The sequence below is a fragment of the Microcoleus vaginatus PCC 9802 genome, from assembly GCA_022701275.1.
Taxonomy (GTDB): domain Bacteria; phylum Cyanobacteriota; class Cyanobacteriia; order Cyanobacteriales; family Microcoleaceae; genus Microcoleus; species Microcoleus vaginatus_A.
Genome location: CP031740.1, coordinates 3,222,127 through 3,238,515 on the forward strand (window position 1 = coordinate 3,222,127; position 16,389 = coordinate 3,238,515).

Sequence of the window (16,389 nt, forward strand, 5' to 3'; positions counted from 1 at the left end):
AGCCTGTGTTCACTTGGCTCAACAATTTATATTTCTTTACAAATACCTTTTGTTTGCAGGTAAGGTGCAGCGCACCCTGCAAGTCCGATTAATGAAGCAAATCCACAATATGAGGAATAATTTCGATATGCTGAGTCAACAAATAATCCAACCTATCCGCCAGTAAACTAAAAATTAAATCGTTATAACTCATTCCGTATTCCGCCAAACCTAAAGCTACCAAACTCGTCACATTTCCCCCTGGATGTTTCAGATCCGGTTTGGGATTTGCTTCCAAAACATAAAGTGAGCCATCAGCATCACTTCGGACATCAATCCGCACCAAACTGTTCAAACTAAACTCCCAATAAATTTTTCGAGCTAACTCAATTAACTCTTGTTTTAGTTCAGGTTCCTCGGCGCCCATTAACCGTCCTCGATCGGCCGTAATCGCTTTTTGATCCATAGAAGTAAATATGCGTTCGTCAGGCTCCAGCACCCGCTCTACAGTCGAAAAAGCAAAGGGTTTTGTACTTTTATCAAATCTGTCTTTAGCATAAGTAACATAGCCGCAGACCGCTACACAAAATTCTCGCCCAGGCAAATACTTTTCAATTAAAGCAGTATTGTGAGTGTCTCGGTGAACTTCCGAAACCGCCTGAGACAAACTCTCAATCTTATCTACAAAATGAACGTGCAGTGAAGCGCGACCGGATACTGGTTTAACAACAAACGGCCCTTGATAGTCACCAAAAGCAATGGCAAAACGCTGATGCAAATTATGCTCCAAAATCCCTTGAGAAGGATGCCAAGTCATAAACGGAGCGGTTTTAATTCCGACTGATTGCAGTTCCCGCTTAAAAGCGTGTTTGTTATCTAAAGTTGAACTATTTAAAGGGTTGTGACCGACATAAGGCATTCCCAACATTTCCAACAATGCGGGAGTGTGACAAACAGGATTGTAGCCCTGGACTCCGCCAGTATTCAGCCACACTAAGTGGATATTTTTTTGTTTGAGTTGTTCCGGCAAATTCATGTCATCAGCCATGACAAAGACTTGCTGAAAGCCAATTTCTGCTAAGGATTTAGCAATCTCGCGGGCGACTACTTCGTAACTCTTCCAAGAGCGGGGATTGTGAGTTTTGTAAATCACAGAACCAGGGCGATCGCAGTCGCCGCCGAACACCACAGCAATCCGCAATTTAGTAAACAGCACCTCCAAATATTGAGGTAGTAAACTAAAGTCGTAATGCCAGTGATTCATGCCAATTGATGTTGCAACCATTTAAGTTTTTTCCCTGTGTGTTTCATTTTTTAGCGACCGAACCGCTAGATTTTCCCAAATATATTCCAGCCAAAACCACAGAAAAAGCAAACCAATTAAGCAAGCTCAAACTTTCCGAAAACAGCACCCAAGCCATAATAGCCGTTATTACGGGTTCTAGCAGCAGGAAAAAAGCTACAAATTCCGAGGACAAACGACCTAGACTGTGGATAAGCAGTCCCTGACCGAAAGCTTGGCAAATCACCGCCAAAGCAATTACAGGCAGCCATCCCTGCCAAGAATAAGGGAAAACTCGATCGCCCGCAAGCAGAACCAGTGGCAAAACTAATATACTCCCAATGAAACATCGCCATATCAATATAGTTGTTGCTGGAAACTTGGTCCGCAAATGTTCTGAAATGAGCAGATTTCCTGCATAAAACATCGCCGATAAAAGAGCAGCAATGTCGCCGACAATAGTGTTTCCCGCCGTTTGCAAATCTTCCATACCGATCGCAATTGCGCCACACAAAGCCACCGCCAGTCCCACCAAAAACCTGTTGTCAAAGCGGCGCCCCAACAGCAGCCATCCCCCCAAAGTAGTAAATAAAGGAGTTAAGTTTCGCAGTACAGTAGAATTAGCGACATTCGTCTGACTCAGTGACCAGGCCCAGAAACCTACAGAAGCAGAAGAAACCACGCCTACCGCTGTTAACAGCATCACATCCTGCAGAGTGTAGTTCGATGGCTCTTCAACTTCAGCCCCAGAGATTCGGCGACGCGCAGCACCCGCACCATTCCACACTCCAAATACTACAGTTGCTATCCACAAACGGTTAAAAACAGTAGCATTCGGGCTGATTTCCCGTTCGCTCAACCTAATAAAAATCGCAGCCAGCGACACCGCTAGCAGCGCCGCCGACAGCGATGCGATCGCCCAAATTTTGCCTTGACTCTCAGCGAATTCACCGTTTTTTAAACTGTCGGGCTTTCCCGAAACAATAGTTTTGTCTTCAGTTTTTAAGGGAGAGTTTAACTCTGTTTTTTCCAAAACATTGCGCTGAAGTTCAATATTTTGCTCGGGTAATCCCAGTTTTTTTGACATTATTAAAAGTTCCAATGAAGGCAGAAGGCAGTTGTGTAGAGTGCGTGACAAAATAATATTTTGCTGACGAAGGGAATAACTCACAAGTCACGCACTCTACTTACTAGGGCTGCACCAACTATTTTTTATAGTTAACAGCAGCTTAGGCAGAAGGTTTAACAGAAAGCCTTGTCAAAGCCTCCTTTAGCGCCGGCGGCAATTGCCGGATAATCTTCTTCTTGTCGCGATCGACACCAACCAAAGTTACCTGTGCTGTCACATATAACTCCTGAGTATCAGCCGATCGAATTTCGTAATCCCAAAGCAGCCGCACACCCTCGGTAGCAGCGATCCGCGTTCTGACTGCCACAGATTGACCCATTTGTACAGCCCGGTGGTAGCGCAGCGAAAGTTCCACCACAGGCAATTCCAAACCCTGCGCCACCCAGTCTGCATACTGAATGCCAAGAGAGCGCAAACTTTCCACCCTAGCTTCCTCCATCCAAGCCAGATAAGTACCGTGCCAAACCGCACCGCTGTAGTCAGTATGGTGAGGGTACACTCGCACCAAATATTCAAACCAGCCCTCAGAGTCCATCCCGCGCCGATTTTGAATAGCACCAGCCGGTGCGAGTTCTGGTTGAGTTCGATCGTTTTCTAACACGTTACAAATTGTTCCAAAACGCTACATTTCTACAAATCATAAAGCAAACTTCAGGCTTATGCTTGACATTAAGCCACTAGAGTACCAACGCCCTAGTTAGAGCGTCGCACAAGAAAACTCAACTATTTTTACCGCCCAAACCATGATAGAAAAAATTTTAGTAGCCGTCGCCGGTCGCGGCTTGTGCGAAGAGATGTTTAATATGTTGATGGACATCCCTTCCTTGCAAAAAGCCTCTGTCACCGTCTTGCACGTCGTGCCACCGCAAGTAACATCCGAGGGCATGGCAGCCAAGTTGGAAGAAGGAGGCAAGATCTTAGCACAAGCAGTCCAGTCTTTGAAAATAGATCCCAGCAAAGTCAATCCCCGGCTCAAACAGGGAGATCCGAAAACAACAGTTTGCCAAGTCGCAGAAGAAGAACAATCCGACTTAGTAATTATGGGTTCCCGGGGACTCGGACGGCTGCAATCGATTTTGGAAAACTCAGTCAGCCAGTACGTTTTCCAGCTAACATCCCGACCGATGCTGTTAGTAAAAGACGACATCTACGTCAAAAAAATCAAGCGTGTCATGGTGGCGGTAGACAAATCAGAAGCTGCCCAACAGTCATTGCAGCTTGCGCTATCTTTGGTCAAAGAAGTCAGTGGCGGAGAGATAATTTTAGTACACGTCACTAAAGATTTGACGGGAAAAGCCAGCGAAGATTTAACAGCAAGTGCTGAAAAAGACCCCGTATTAGCTCCGGGAGTAGCACTAGCGAAACAAATGGGAGTTAGCTACCGCTGCGTTAGTGCTACAGGCAAGCCAGGGGAAGCAATTTGTCGGATTGCAGACGACATGAATGCCGACTTGTTGGTGCTCGGTTCCCCGGATCGGCGGCCCAACGTTGCCAAAAACTTTGTGGATATCGATCGACTCCTGGGAAATTCGCTATCAGACTACGTGCGAGTCTACGCCAACTGTCCCGTCTTGCTAGCCCGCACAGTCGGCTAGAATCTCATCGTTAAGAGTGAGCAGCTAACACTCAACAGTTAACAAAAAAAGCGCCTCAGCAAAAAGCTGTTGGCGCTTTTTTTTGCAAGCAGCAAAGCCAGACAGAAATAGCAACAGTTGCTAATCTTTTCTGCTTTGACGGCTAGCCGTTTGAATGTACAGAATGATTAGAAAAACGCTGGGAACCAATACAAACAGAATGGTTGCCACAAACCCTAAATCGTTAACTTCCATGAAGACGCTCGCCTCTATCGGAAAATAGGAAAATACACACAACTAGGATATCACTCAAAGGCGAAAGGCAAACTCGAAGACAGAAGGAGGACTGGCGGACAAGCGTCGAAACCCGGTTCCTGTCTGGATGCCTGGCAGCCCAACCTTTTATTCCTAGAAACCACGTTTCTTTTCCTAGGTCGGCAAAAGGAATGATTATACAGTTAAATAGGAAAAAAAAACAAAATTCTTGGATTCTGAATTTTTCTTTCCTTCTGCATAAAAGCATCTCTAGCCTTCTGCCTTCTGAGAGTCACGGTTTAGTCTTCACGCTGACCTGGCCATTGACCATAGCTTGACAAGCCAACCGATAGTTTTCGGGCTTTTTCTTGAGCTTGCGGTTTTCAAAGTCAGTGCGGGGCGACAGATTTTCACTTCCCTCGACAATTTCCACAATGCAGGTGCCACATTGACCTATGCCCCCGCAATTCATGAGCTTTCCCGAAAATGTGTACAAGTCGATGCGATTTTCTAGAGCTTTGAGCCTCAAATTGGCCCCGTCTGCTGCGATGACTTCCTGATTTTCCTTCACAAACTTGATATTGGCCATTGCCGATTTCCTAACGCAGTTGACATGGAACTCTATTACAAAATATTAACGAATGTGTCAGACGTTTAATACAGGATGTCCAATTGTTCTGGTAATTAAAGCTCGCCCCAACTCAATGTCAAGGAGCATCCGAGAGGTTATTAGTGGGAAGATTGCTCACAGCGCGCTGGAGAGACGAAAGCCCCAGGTTGTAGGTGACAATTGCCGACAATCGGTTTCTCTCAGCCCTAGTCAAATCAGTTTCCGCCTGAATCACATCCGTCTGAGTACCCACGCCAGCTTGAAACCGCAGTCTCGCCAAACGCAAAGCTTCCCTCGACTGCAAAACCCCCGCCTCAGAAGTTTCGATATTCTCAAAACTCGACTCTAAGCCAAAATAAGCTTGTTCCACTTCCCGGCGCACCTGATTGCGGAGTTGGTCAAATCGACTTTCGGCGATCGTAATATCAGCATCCCGCTGTCTCACCCTGGCGTTCGCCGCGCCCCCATCGAAGATACTCCAAGTCAGACTCGCCCGGATCGAATAACCATCGGCCCAGCCGCGAGTAGCAAACGGGTTCGGGTCGTCAGGGTCTTGCCCCAGCACGTTGTAACTACCCCCAACACTCAGTTGAGGCAAACGCCCCGCCTGAATCGATCGCCTCTGCTGCTTGCTGATATCCCTCTGCACCAACTGCTGTTCCAACTCGGGGCGATTCCTAAAAGCCTGCACGATACTCTCTTCCAAAGACAGCCTCCAAGAGCCGGCTTGCTCTACCGGATCAGCCGCTGTCAAGTTCGTTGACTGGCTGATATTCAAAATCTCAGCCAGACGCCGCTGGGCAACTCGCTGATCGCGACGGGCTACTGAGAGTTGTTGCACTTCGTTAGCCAAATTTGCCTGAGCCTGCAACACAGCAAACCGGGTTCCCACTCCGGCCCGTTCCAAAGCTTCGGCATCCCGCAAACTTTGCTGGGCATTTCTGACCGAAGCTTGGCGGATGGCAACTTGTCCGTCTGAGTTTTGCAAGTTGTAGTAAGCCTCAGCAGTGTCGAAGCGCAGTTCCTCGGCTTGGCGTTCCACATCCAGTTCCCGAAGGCGCACCTGTTCCTCTGCCGCGCGGATGTTAGCCCGCCGCCTTCCGAACAAATCGATGTCGTAGCTCAACTGCAAAGTGCTGTTGAGACTGTTGCTGCCGAAATTTGTGCCCGCTTGGGGGGCGGGCTGCCCGGTTTGGTTAGCCCGAGAGTTGAGGCGGCGCTGCGTAGCCCGGATTCCGAGTTCTCCGCCGGCACTCACAGACCGGCTGGCGTCCATTTGAAAATTCAGGTCTGGATAAAGAGCAGCTTGCTGTTCGCGCAAAGCTGCTCTGCTTTGTTCCACTTGCTTTCCGGCGATTTGCAAAACTTGGCTGTTGCGGCGGGCGAGGTCGATCGCCTGCTGCAAGGTAATTGACTCTGTTTGCTCGATCCTGACATCCTCGGGGTTTGTCGGAAACAGCAGCGGATTCGGGTTGGGTTCCAGGGAAGCCGGAGGATTGGTGTTTAAAAGGCCCCTCGGAGGGAGAGGGGGGAAACTTTCGTTCGGAGTGCCCCGGAGAATGGGTACCGGGGAACTGGGCACAGGAATATTGTTGGGAGGGTTCGGGGAAGGCTGCTGAGCGTCTTTCGGTTCCAACCCTCTTAGAGGTGTTGAACCGCCCTGAGACAGAGTTGATGGGGAAGCCGGAGCAGCCTGTTGAGGCTTTGATGCTTGCTCGGGCCCGGTTGGGGTAGTTGATGCGATCTTGGCTCCCCCTGGCTGCTGAGACTTGGAGGTTTGAGGGTTAAGGGCGATCGACTGTTCGGGAGCGGATGTTGATTCTGGCGCTGTGTTCGAGGTCGATCGAACATTCTGCCCTAATTCGAGCTGATTGCTAAGGGCGGAACTGTCCTGAGATTGAGCCGGAGGCTGTGCTGAAGCACTCTGTGCGGCGTTGCTGAAAGTAATTGCAGCGCCCACTCCGACTACGATGATTTGACGAAAAACACGCATAATTTTTTAATTAGTCTGCAATCCTAGAGACAATTTTAGAGCAAGATTTGGCTTCAAGTTTCTAGTTTGTAGCCTGAACTCTCCAGTTACAAGTCAGAATTACCCTACTCATCTTAACTTTTGAATGTTCGATTCAAAATTTATAATTCAACCTCAGCAGTTGCCAGACCGATCGCCGCCGAGATTAGTTCCTCTACTCCGCTCACCGGCAAAATCCGGGTTTTCAGCGAGCTGGCGAGCTGTTCGAGGGTCATGTCGTCTAGAAAACGCGGTTCTCCCTGTTTTAGCATCACCGACGGCAGCAGGATACCATCTCCCAAGTCTCGCCCCTGCAAAGCTTCGAGTAAATCTTGCCCGGTCAGCAAACCCGTAACAGTGATAGTTTGTCCCCAGTAGTGGCTGCACAAAGCTGCCATGTTGACGGACAAGCCGGGAATCTGGTTTAGTTGTTGTACGATCGGCTCAAAAGCTTTTTCCACAGCATTCCCCACCACCCAAACTAACTTGCGCTCTGGCTCGACTTGCATCGGTTGCAGCTTCTCAAAAGCCGTTTCAAACTGCTGGATAAACTGGCGAATCGAACCCACACCGTTACCAATTTGGGGATAATCTTCGTAATCTGCAGCCGACGGCAAATCTAAACCCGCTATTAAAAACCACTCGTCAGCCAGCCAAATGCACCGTGATTTTGAATTCTGCTTTTTCGCCTTTTGGCCACCTTTTCCTTTACTCAAAAGCACTTGAATTTTCTGCACTTGCTCGATTACTTCTCGCGCTTTTTCCGCAGTTACAGCGATTAGTTCATCTTCCGCAGGGCGAAAGCGAGTTAAACCCACCGGCACTACAGCCACCGATGCTACAGCGGGAATATTTCCGGTATGAAACTTTGCCAAATCTAACAAAGTGCGTTCTAAATGTTCGCCATCATTAATACCAGGACAAACAACTACTTGAGCGTGAATTTGCAAGCGGCGTTCTTGAAACCATTTGATTTGTTCGAGAATCTTCCCAGCGCGGAGATTTTTTAACAGCCTAATTCGTACTTCCGGTTCGGTAGCGTGCACGGAAACATAGAGAGGAGAAAGCCGCATTTGCTCGATTCTCTCCCACTCTTTTTGAGTCAAATTTGTGAGAGTGAGATAGCTACCATAAAGAAAACTAAGTCGGTAGTCATCATCTTTGAGATACAAAGTTTCCCGCTTGCCCGGAGGCTGTTGGTCGATAAAGCAAAAAGGGCAGCGATTGTTGCACTGAATTAGTCCATCAAAAAGAGCAGTTTCAAATTCCACTCCCAAGTCTTCGTCATAATCTTTTTCTATTTCTAATTTGTGGGTTTTGCCTTTAGTGTCTAATACTTCTAATTCTAGAAATTCATCGGCGCACAGAAATTGATAGTCAATTAAATCGCGGGGTTTTTGACCGTTGACGGCGACGATTGAGTCTCCGGGTTCAAATCCCATTTCGGCGCAGATGCTGTCGGGGATAACTTTGGTGATTAGGGCGGGCCGAATTGATAAGTCGCTCATGGTTATATTATCGGTTACTTGTTGAAGTTTGCTAAAGGCGATCGGCTTTAGAATCAGGGTTTGTTCTGGGTTGTGAATTTATTTGATCTGTGACAGAATAAGGCAAAAATCTTTAATTTATGAAATTCAAAATCTTGACAGGGCTCCTAACCGGGTTAGTTGCTTCTAGCACAAATGTACTTTTTTGTCAACCAAGTAGTGCGGGAAATTATAGCTTTTTTAACAACGGCACTCTCAAATATATTAACACTGGGATTCTGAATGCAGAACCCGTGATGTGCGCTGCTGTTAATCAAGAGGATACTGGTACGAATAGGACTTTGCTATTGACTCTGAAGCAGGGGACTGATACTGAGCCTAGCTTGAAAAAACTGCCAAAAGTTGACTTAACAGTTGTAGAGTTTACCAACAGTCAAAAGTACAGCGTTGCTCAGATTGGCAACTCAGATTTGGCGGCAGGGACGAAAGCTGAGGATTTGTTTATTAGGGGTGAGGATAAGTATCAAAAAGGAGATTATCAGGGTGCTATAGCCGCTTACACTCAAGCAATTGCGCTTAATCCTAAGTATGCCCAAGCCTACCACAACCGGGGAAATGCCCGCTCTAAATTAGGAGACAACCAGGGTGCTGTAGCCGATTACAACCAAGCTTTACGAATTAATCCTAACTATGCCAAAGCCTACTACAACCGGGGAATTTCCCGCTTTGAATTAGGAGATAACCAGGGTGCTGTAGCCGATTACAACCAAGCTTTACGAATTAATCCTAACTATGTCTTAGCCTACAACAACCGGGGACTTGCCCGCTATCGTTTAGGAGACAAGCAGGGTGCTGTAGCGGATTATAACCAAGCTTTGCGAATTGATCCTAACCATGTTAATGCCTACTACAACCGGGGACTTGCCCGCCGTGGCTTAGGAGACAAGCGGGGTGCGATTCAAGACTTTCAGAAAGCAGCAGACTTATATCAGAAGCAAGGAGATAAAGATAGCTATAAAAAAGCCCTTAACCATCTTAAAAAACTTCAATGAACGGCAACAAATTTTCTTTTTTATTAACAGGTAAAATCAATGAGTTTTTCTAACCAACTTTCCATCGTGTTGATAGGTGCTGTTGCAATAAGTGCGATCGCACAACTAACCCCAGTTTTTGCTATATCTGCTAAAGTTCCTAGTGCGGCTGGGGCGGCTGGGACGATAGCTGAGAATTTCTTTATTCAGGGTAATGAAAAGTATAAAAAAGGAGGTTATCAGGGTGCTATACAAGCTTTCAGCCAAGCAATTGTGCTTAATCCTAATTATGCCCAAGCCTATAACAACCGGGGAATCGCCCGCCGTACTTTAGGAGACAGCCAGGGTGCACTCGCCGATTTCAACCAAGCGCCGGCGAATTAATCCTAATTATGCCGAAGCCTACAACAACCGGGGAATTGCCCGCTCTCAATTAGGAGACAAGAAGGGTGCTGTAGCCGATTTCAACCAAGCGCCGGCGAATTAATCCTAACGAAAGCGGAAGCCTACACCCACCGGGGGAATGCTCGCGATGATTTAGGAGACAGCCAGGGTGCACTCGCCGATTACGATCGAGCGCCGGCAAATTAATCCTAACGAAAGCCGGTGCCTACTTAAACCGGGGCGTTACCCGCTCTCGTTTAGGAGACACGCAAAGTGCTGTAGCCGATTACAACGCAGCGCCGGCGAATCCATCCTAACGAAAGCCGGTGCCTACTTGAGGCGGGGACTTACCCGCGCTCAAGGGGGAGACAAGCCCGGGGCGATGCAAGACTTTCAGAAAGCAGCAGACTTATTTCAGCAGCAAGGTGATAAAGATAACTATGAAAGAGCCCTTAACTATCTGCGGAAACTTCAATAAACTGCAAAAACTCCCCAAAGGTCGATCGCACTACTAAGCGCTAAAAAATAGAATACTTAGAACCCAGACTTTTTTAAGAAGTCTGAGTTCTAATTAAACATTATCATAATCCGATAATTAATTTTTTTTTCGTTACTTACTATAGGGCGTGTGAATAAGTTGTGTAAATAAAAGAAAAGTGGTAAGCTCAAATTAAAGAAAAAATGGGTAAACAAATCGTCCCCCTTCCTCCTTAACGGCACGTACATTTTATCTAAATCGTCGCTCTCTAAATTCTTTTTTAACTGCATCAATAAATTCTGTTAATCTTGAGGTGTCAGGTTTTATTTGGTTGATAAAATAATAAAATTGTAATTTGGCGTTCGAGTTATTAATTAGACCGAGTTCAGAGCGACATAAGTCGCTCCTACTGGTATCGGATTTTATTTTAGATATTTCGCAATGCCCCACCTGCGATCGCCGTTAAAATGGCTACGCCAAAAGCTAGCCGATACCACACAAACACCCAGGTGTTTTGAGTTTGCAGGAACTTGATCAGCCACGCGATCGACAAATAAGAAAACACAAATGCCGAAATCGTCCCCACTATCAAAGCTGCAACTCCAGCATCGCTGATTCCTTCTCCCAAAGCACCCTTTAATTCTACTAATCCAGCCAGAGTAATTGCCGGAATTCCTAATAAAAAAGAAAACCGCGCGGCGGCGGCTCTTTCCAATCCCATGAACAATCCTGCTGTGAGAGTGGAACCAGATCGCGAACACCCCGGAATCAAGGCTATTGCTTGAGCTAATCCCATAAAAATGCCGTCTGAGACAGTTAACTTTTCATAAGTGCGATTGCGCTTGCCAGTTTTTTCTGCTATTGCTAACAGCAGCGACATGACGATCGAAGCAATGGCGATGCTGGTCAAATTTCTCAGCGGCGAGTTGTCAAAATCTGGAACCAATGCCTTGATTAGCAGCCCAAAAAAGAGTATAGGTATTGTTCCCAAAACAATTCCCAGCGCTATTTGAAACTCTTGCGATTTGTAGTCGCGCCGCATCACGGCATCTACAGCACCCAAAGTTATAGTTGTCAAGTCTTTCCAGAAATACCAAAGCACTGCCACAATACTGCCTAACTGAATTACAGCAGTATAAGCAACCCCTGGATCGCCCCATCCTAGGGCGATCGGCACTACCTTTAAATGAGCGGTGCTGCTGATGGGCAAAAACTCGGTTAATCCTTGTACAATTCCTAAAACAATCGCTTGCAACAGATTGATTTGAGCGGGCCCGGAAACATCAGCAGCGGGCGTTTGGGCCAGGAGTGCGTCAAGCAAAGCTATCATTAGTGGTTAATTCCCAGTTTTCAGTTTCTAGTTATCAATTGGATTTAAGATTTTGCACCATTCTGGGAAGCTAGAAGTCCATCCCACAAATAAATTTTATTGGGGCGCGGACACTTCCAGCCCGCCCTTGAAAAGCCGATCGCAAATAGTGCTCTTCGCTCAGCAGAATTGCCTTGTCGCTCGCCACTATCAGCAATTTATGATAGTTGAGCCGAAACTACTTTAACCTACTCAACAACATTTGCCTACATTTTGCTGATAAACTTAGGAAAGTTTTTGCATCTGATTTCGCTTTCCTTACAGCAACTGCCAACAACCTATGATATTTCCTGAGAACAAAAATTCAATTGTTACTCCTGCTACCGGCCTGGGCTTGCTGCGGCGAATCTTGTCAGCCAGTCTTTTAACAGTGGCGCTCGCACTTAGCTTGATACTGCTAACTGGCACGCCACCAGCCTTAGCAACTCTCACAGACGATCGCTTTGACGGTACAATCTTTGCCCTCTACGCCGGCAACGGTTCCCTAGTTCCTCCTAAAGTCAAGCTTGCAGATTCTTTCAAACGCCATAAACCCGTACTGTTAGTTTTTTACACTGATGACAGCAGCGACTCCAAGCAATACGCGATCGTCGTCTCTCAACTCCAGGAATTTTACGGCCGCGAAGCGGATTTTATGCCGATAACAGTTGACTCTTTGCCTCCCCAACCGTCACCGGAACTCACAGAACCGAGCCATTATTACGAAGGTTTTGTACCTCAAACTCTCATCCTCGACCAATCGGGAAAAGTAGTTTTTAATGAGAAAGGACAAATACCATTTGAACAGGTAGATGATGCTTTTCGGAAAGTATTTGACTTGCTGCCGAGAGAAAAATCTCTCCCGCTCAAACGCCGTGTCGTGAACGAACTAAACACCGAATTGTCGAAGTAATAGGTAAGGGCTAATTGCTAGTCGTTATAGCAATTTTCAAGGATGCCTTAACAGAGTTTTTTGTCTTATATTGGGTAAGGTGCGCCATGCGCACCCTACATTTAGGGTGATACAGTCAACAGTCAAGCGTCAACCGTCATTCTGCCTCAGTAATTCTTTACAAACACCATCTCGGGTATCAGGGCAAAATGGACGTGAACTATTTAAACTTTAAACCATGAGTAGAACCTTAATTCCTGTGATTCTGGCCGGCGGTAAAGGGGAACGTTTCTGGCCACTGAGTCGCAAGCAGCGGCCCAAGCAGTTTTTGAGTCTCGACGGTAGCGGCAAGAGTTTGCTGCAGGCTACTGCAGAAAGACTTTTGGAATTAGGTAATGGTTGGGACGATTTGTGGGTGGTAACGTCGGAAATGTTGGCTTCGGGGGTTCGCGAACAGTTGCCGCTGTTACCACCGGAGAATTTGCTGGCGGAACCGGAGGGCCGGGATACTGCGCCAGCGGTGGCCTGGACTGCTATAGAAACTGCCAAGCGTTACGGTGAGGATGCGGTGGTGGGTTTTTTCCCGGCGGATCACTGGATTGGGGAACCAAAGGAGTTTATCAAGACTTTGGAGGCGGCGGCGGAGTTGGCGAAAAATCAGGATGCGATCGCCACTTTGGGAGTAAAACCGAGTTATGCTTCCACCGGCTACGGCTACATCGAACAAGGTGAGGAAATTGGCAGTTTTGGGGGTTTTCCGGCCTATCGGGTGGCGAGATTTACCGAAAAGCCCGATCGCACAACTGCTGAGGAATTTGTAGCCAGTGGCAAGTTTAGTTGGAACGGCGGAATTTTTGTCTTTCGAGTTGGAACAGTCTTGACAGAATTGCGAAATCATGTACCGGAAATGATGGCAGCTTTGGAAGCAAAAGGCGCACAGGCTTACTCGGAATTACCTAAAATAAGCATCGATTACGCCCTGATGGAGAAGACGCAAAAAGCCTGTGTTCTGCCCGTAGGCTTTAGCTGGGACGATTTGGGAGATTGGAATGCGATCGGCCGTTTGCTGCAAGGAGATAAGCGGAATGTCGAGTTAGCAAAACACGTCGGAATTGATACCAAAGGCGGCATTTTCTATGCAGCGGATGAGAATGAAGTAATTGTCACCATTGGTTTAGAGGATGTGGTAGTTGTCAGAGATGGCAACGTAACTTTGATTGTGAAAAAGGACAGGACGCAGGAGATTAAACAGGTGATCAAAGTGTTGGGAGAAGATGAGAAATTGAAAGACTTGTTATGATGTAAGTACGGCACAGATTGGGCAGGCGAATACAAAGGATTAATCACTCTTTATCCAGACTTTCGTTTATTAATCTGTGTCGTACTTTACTATTCTACTTTTGTTGTTCGCACTTCCACTGAAGCCATTTTTGTAGCAGAGCCATAATTAAAGCATCTGCTTCGTATAGTGACATAGGTTCTTTTGGTGGAGCGTGCTTATCGACACCATGCCGTGCATCATCACCAATTGCGCTTTGACTATTAGCAGTATGCGTGAATTGGCTAATCTTATCTTTAGTTATCCACTGTTCAATCTTTTTTTTACCAGCATCTTTATTGACAATTTCATAAACTTTGTAAAGATTAATCCACTTATGTTCAAAGTCCGTAATTTGTCTGAAAACATTTTTAACTATCTCGTCTTCTTCTGCCAGCTTCCTCCAGGATTCAAACTCTAAATTACGGATTATATCTTGGCCGCCTTCTAGTTGGATAGAAAAAGAACTTGAATCCACGCTAATTGTGGCTGAAAGCGCAACCCACCTCTGACGCTTACCTTCTTCATCAACTTCGCAGATGATATCAGGCTTAAGAAGTGGAAAACCTGTAAAATGAATCCTTGCAATAGCACTTATATCTTGAAGAGGTTTAGTAGCTTCCCCATATACATCAGACGTATTCGTTAGTGATTCCCAGCGCGAAGAGGTTAGGTAATATTCACCATTCTCTGCCATTAAGCTAAACTCATCTGATGAACGCAGCAAGTTCGACAAATTGTCAAAATCCGACTTTTTAACATCTAGTAAAACTAGCCATTTCATTAAAAAAACCTCCTAATCGTAATCTTTAAGGAAATACAACTTTATAAATGACTCTCTTGTCCGAGACTAACTCTAAGGAGTTGGAGCGAATGATGTACATCATATTGCATCACTCAGCATCTTCTGGCTTTTTTGCGATATAAAGAGGAGAGGCAATCGCCAATGGTGGCATTGCCTCTCCTCTATTCTGCTTGGGACTTTGTTTTTTCCCAAGTCCCCAACTATTAACCGTTCCTCACGAAGGATTAATCAATCAGTTCCGGCGTAGGAACTTGTGCATTAATCTGAGCCTGAGAAAACGAGGGCAAGGCCCAAGTTGTCTCACCCGCTTTAAAAACTTTAGCAGGGGCAACATTCAATTGAATACCACCCGTTGCTGCACTCGTGGTAGCAACTAGCTGCGTACCATCTACAACCTTAATAGCAACCGGTTCAGCCAAAGAAAGTGGCTGAGTCGCCGGGCCTAAAGTAGCTTGAGCCCCTGCTGGCAAGTAAATACCATCGCAATCCCAATCATCATCTGTAATCTCACCGGCTGCCAGGAAATAAAGTTGCGTCGGCGATTTTTTCGGCTTATTCGCATAAACTGCCAGCGTTTGCCCGGTTGCATTACGACACTGAGCCCGCTTTTTAGCAGTTTCGATCACGTACTTCTGCATTTGCAATTCGGCCAACCGCTGTTGGTACTGTTCAGGCGTATAACCCGCAGTCGAAGGATCGCTCTGAGCTGACAAAAGTTGATTTAATTCCTGTGTTACTTCCGCATAGTCAGCCCCCTTTGTGAAATCCTTGCCAGCCCAAGAAGGCTGAGCTAAAGCTAAGTTTACGAAAAGCACTAAAGCCACCAGAATTACTTTGAAAAACTTGCTCATTTTTGTTGTCCTTTGTGTAAGAAATCAGAGTTTGTTCCTAGAAAACCCCTCGACTTTGCTGAAGTTATAAATTATTTTTCAACTTCAGCAAAGTCGAGGAAACTTGAACTCTAGCTTGCCTAAATTTTTTCGACTTTAGGTGCAGTCTCTAGCGATAGATAACTGTCTTTAAGCAATATCAGCAGCCACAGGCAACTGATAGCTAAAGTAACTACCGTTAAACCGCGATTCTCTAGAGTATGGCTATCGAGCAGGATCAGCGTACCCAGACCCATTAGAACGAAGGGAACCAGGGAATTACCGTAGCGGACAAGTAGGGTCGCGATCGCGCTCATGCGAGTTAGTTGATACGCCACATAACACCAGACACCCACTAGCAAGAAAAAGACGCTAAGAATCACTAGCAGGCTCTCCCAAGTGCAGTTGGCAAACAACGGGACATAAATCCCCACATTATCACCTCCATTAGCAAATGTCACCGCAGCTACACTATAAGTTTGTGGGGATAAAAGACTAGCAAAGATAGTGGATTGAGGCGAATCTGTAGCTGTATTTTCATCATCAGCCTCTGTATCTCGATTTAGCAGGCGGCTGACTCCAATGGCAATTGGTACTAACCCCAACATCCCCACCCAAGGGCGTGGCACCATCATACAGCCAAAGAAGCTAGGAAGACTAAGCAGCACCAGTGCTGCGAACCCAAGATATTGTCCTGTAACAATGTGTTGCCGTCTAAAAACAGCATTGACTTGGGAGAAAAACAGCAGCAAGATGACAATATCATCTAAATGTGTGGCTGCGAAAGCTGTAAGACCTGTGGAAATAGCGGTAATGAAGGGGTTCATATCTAACTGCCTAGATTGTGATGCTAGTAGGGCTAAAATAGTGCCTGATATTAATTGATTTATAGGTTTCTTTGGGGCTAAAAGTGTTACTTAACAGATTGGCGAGAATG

General features: G+C 46.3%; 18 protein-coding genes. 6 read left to right on the top strand and 12 right to left on the bottom strand.

What is annotated here, in order from left to right; genetic code table 11:
- Positions 1-88 precede the first annotated feature (88 nt).
- The 3 genes from D0A34_13055 to D0A34_13065 form a co-directional block, all read right to left on the bottom strand.
- Entirely contained in the window at positions 89-1,264 is a 1,176-nt protein-coding gene (locus tag D0A34_13055; protein ID UNU19674.1) for an ATP-grasp domain-containing protein, read from the bottom strand.
- A 22-nt stretch (positions 1,265-1,286) separates the two neighbouring features.
- On the bottom strand, positions 1,287-2,348 hold the full coding sequence (locus D0A34_13060; protein UNU19675.1) for a DMT family transporter: 1,062 nt from the start codon (positions 2,346-2,348) through the stop codon (positions 1,287-1,289).
- 142 nt (positions 2,349-2,490) lie between these two features.
- Positions 2,491-2,991: an acyl-CoA thioesterase gene (locus tag D0A34_13065; protein UNU19676.1), complete on the bottom strand. Its 501-nt coding sequence runs from the start codon at positions 2,989-2,991 to the stop codon at positions 2,491-2,493.
- Between the two features lie 142 nt (positions 2,992-3,133).
- On the opposite strand from D0A34_13065, the gene D0A34_13070 reads away from it, so the two are divergent.
- Positions 3,134-3,985: a universal stress protein gene (locus D0A34_13070; protein UNU19677.1), complete on the top strand. Its 852-nt coding sequence runs from the start codon at positions 3,134-3,136 to the stop codon at positions 3,983-3,985.
- Positions 3,986-4,105: 120 nt separating this feature from the next.
- Here the strand turns inward: D0A34_13070 and D0A34_13075 are convergent, their stop codons facing one another.
- From D0A34_13075 to D0A34_13090, 4 genes are all read right to left on the bottom strand, one after another.
- Positions 4,106-4,219: a photosystem II reaction center protein M gene (locus D0A34_13075; GenBank protein UNU19678.1), complete on the bottom strand. Its 114-nt coding sequence runs from the start codon at positions 4,217-4,219 to the stop codon at positions 4,106-4,108.
- Positions 4,220-4,511: 292 nt separating this feature from the next.
- Positions 4,512-4,808 carry a (2Fe-2S)-binding protein gene (locus D0A34_13080; protein ID UNU19679.1) on the bottom strand — a complete coding sequence of 99 codons (297 nt, stop codon included), beginning with the start codon at positions 4,806-4,808 and terminating at the stop codon, positions 4,512-4,514.
- Positions 4,809-4,926: 118 nt separating this feature from the next.
- Positions 4,927-6,822, bottom strand: coding sequence for a transporter (locus D0A34_13085; GenBank protein ID UNU19680.1), 1,896 nt, complete (start codon positions 6,820-6,822; stop codon positions 4,927-4,929).
- A gap of 140 nt (positions 6,823-6,962) precedes the next feature.
- Positions 6,963-8,348, bottom strand: a complete 1,386-nt coding sequence (locus D0A34_13090) for a TIGR03279 family radical SAM protein (protein UNU19681.1) — start codon at positions 8,346-8,348, stop codon at positions 6,963-6,965.
- Between the two features lie 119 nt (positions 8,349-8,467).
- On the opposite strand from D0A34_13090, the gene D0A34_13095 reads away from it, so the two are divergent.
- From D0A34_13095 to D0A34_13105, 3 genes are all read left to right on the top strand, one after another.
- Positions 8,468-9,379: a tetratricopeptide repeat protein gene (locus tag D0A34_13095; protein UNU19682.1), complete on the top strand. Its 912-nt coding sequence runs from the start codon at positions 8,468-8,470 to the stop codon at positions 9,377-9,379.
- A gap of 39 nt (positions 9,380-9,418) precedes the next feature.
- The gene (locus tag D0A34_13100; GenBank protein ID UNU19683.1) at positions 9,419-9,742 is read left to right on the top strand and encodes a tetratricopeptide repeat protein; all 324 of its coding nucleotides are present in this window, start codon (positions 9,419-9,421) and stop codon (positions 9,740-9,742) included.
- 169 nt (positions 9,743-9,911) lie between these two features.
- Positions 9,912-10,220: a hypothetical protein gene (locus tag D0A34_13105; protein ID UNU19684.1), complete on the top strand. Its 309-nt coding sequence runs from the start codon at positions 9,912-9,914 to the stop codon at positions 10,218-10,220.
- An 89-nt stretch (positions 10,221-10,309) separates the two neighbouring features.
- Here D0A34_13105 and D0A34_13110 read toward each other — a convergent pair whose 3' ends face one another.
- Together D0A34_13110 and D0A34_13115 are read right to left on the bottom strand one after the other, a co-directional pair.
- Positions 10,310-10,510: a hypothetical protein gene (locus D0A34_13110; GenBank protein ID UNU19685.1), complete on the bottom strand. Its 201-nt coding sequence runs from the start codon at positions 10,508-10,510 to the stop codon at positions 10,310-10,312.
- 137 nt (positions 10,511-10,647) lie between these two features.
- The gene (locus D0A34_13115) at positions 10,648-11,550 is read right to left on the bottom strand and encodes an undecaprenyl-diphosphate phosphatase (protein ID UNU19686.1); all 903 of its coding nucleotides are present in this window, start codon (positions 11,548-11,550) and stop codon (positions 10,648-10,650) included.
- 319 nt (positions 11,551-11,869) lie between these two features.
- On the opposite strand from D0A34_13115, the gene D0A34_13120 reads away from it, so the two are divergent.
- Positions 11,870-12,481, top strand: a complete 612-nt coding sequence (locus D0A34_13120; GenBank protein ID UNU19687.1) for a thioredoxin family protein — start codon at positions 11,870-11,872, stop codon at positions 12,479-12,481.
- A gap of 217 nt (positions 12,482-12,698) precedes the next feature.
- A complete protein-coding gene (locus D0A34_13125) occupies positions 12,699-13,760 on the top strand; it encodes a mannose-1-phosphate guanylyltransferase (GenBank protein UNU19688.1) in 1,062 nt (353 codons plus the stop codon).
- 94 nt (positions 13,761-13,854) lie between these two features.
- Here D0A34_13125 and D0A34_13130 read toward each other — a convergent pair whose 3' ends face one another.
- The 3 genes from D0A34_13130 to D0A34_13140 form a co-directional block, all read right to left on the bottom strand.
- Positions 13,855-14,562 (bottom strand): hypothetical protein, encoded by a 708-nt coding sequence (locus D0A34_13130; protein ID UNU19689.1) that lies wholly within the window; start codon positions 14,560-14,562, stop codon positions 13,855-13,857.
- 245 nt (positions 14,563-14,807) lie between these two features.
- Complete coding sequence (locus D0A34_13135; protein ID UNU19690.1) at positions 14,808-15,434, bottom strand: hypothetical protein; 627 nt, start codon at positions 15,432-15,434, stop codon at positions 14,808-14,810.
- Positions 15,435-15,553: 119 nt separating this feature from the next.
- Positions 15,554-16,279: a transporter gene (locus D0A34_13140; protein UNU19691.1), complete on the bottom strand. Its 726-nt coding sequence runs from the start codon at positions 16,277-16,279 to the stop codon at positions 15,554-15,556.
- Positions 16,280-16,389 lie beyond the last annotated feature (110 nt).